This is a genomic window from Bifidobacterium sp. UBA6881 (assembly GCA_002451435.1).
Taxonomy (GTDB): Bacteria; Actinomycetota; Actinomycetes; order Actinomycetales; family Bifidobacteriaceae; genus Bifidobacterium.
This window is the reverse complement of sequence record DKCF01000050.1, coordinates 33,949-35,177: the sequence shown is the minus strand read 5'-3', so window position 1 is coordinate 35,177 and position 1,229 is coordinate 33,949. Positions and strand designations below refer to the sequence as shown.

The window sequence follows — 1,229 nt, the reverse complement described above, 5'->3', positions numbered from 1 at the left end:
CGAAACACGGCACGCGGCATCACCGACCGCGGATGCCGAATCATCGTCGGCGGATGCAGACCATCCGCGCGGCAACGAAAGCGGCTTCGACGCGCGACGTTTTCTTCAGGGATTGGACGCGATCTTCGACGCGCACGAAGCCGCAGAACAGGCGGAACCATATCTGCTGCGCGCAACCGCAGCGGCCGAGCGCGCGCATGACGACGAGGGCCTGCTGACCGTGCTCAACGAGACGATGGGATTCTACCGTTCGCAAGGCCGCCACGACGCCAATGCGCGGATTATCCAACGGACGTTGGCATTGGCGTCTCGTCTGCGTCTCGTCGAGCGCGACCCGCAGGCCTGGGCGACGACGTTGATCAACGCGGCGACCGGCATGCGGGCGGCACGGCGGTACGATGAGGCCGAATCCCTGTATCACCGGGCGTTGGTTGCCGCGGATGCGGCGTTCTCCCCCACCGACCGCAGACTGGCCGCGTTGCACAACAATCTGTCCATGCTCTATGGCGAGACCGGCCGGACCGAACATGCCAGGAACGAACTGGAGCGGGCGCTGCGGTTGTTGGAGGCATCATCGCCGAACGCGGACGCCGATCTGGATGTCGCGTCCACGCACACGAATCTCGCGTTGCTGCTGTTGCAGCTCCGGCAATCGCGGTCCGACGCGCGCGGCGAAGACGGGAACGGAGACGGAAACAAGGATGACGCCACGCATGGCAAGAACGGGGACGACGCCGCGCGGATGCTCGATTCGGCCATGCACCATGCCGCGAAAGCCCTGGATATCTATCGGAACGGGCATTTGGAGCACAGCGCGCATTACGCCTCCGCGCTGGCGGGATACGCGCAGGTCTGCTATATGGCCGGACGATTCGCACTGGCCGTGGACGGCTATCGGCGGGCGTTGGGCGTCATCGAGGAATGTTACGGGTGCGACACCGATTATTACCGCACGACGTCGGCGAATCTGCGCATGGCGGAGCAATCGCTCGGCGATGAGGAACGGCCGATGGACGTGGTGGACGGCGAAGTCGGCAAATGCCCCACGAACAGCGGTGCCGCCAAAACCAGCCATGCCGTTTCCGCTTCCACGGCTTCCGCCGACTTCGTCGCAACCGACGATTCCACGAACCACGACGCTTCCGCTTCCACGGCTTCCGCGATCCCCGATATTTCCACGCATCCGATTCCCCGACAAAACCCGCAGCGGCCCTCAATCTCCGGAATGG

General features: G+C 64.4%; 1 protein-coding gene. It reads left to right on the top strand.

The features are described from left to right. A partial coding sequence (locus B3C64_RS04345) for a tetratricopeptide repeat protein (RefSeq protein ID WP_291533985.1) occupies positions 1–1,229 on the top strand: 1,229 nt, incomplete at both ends.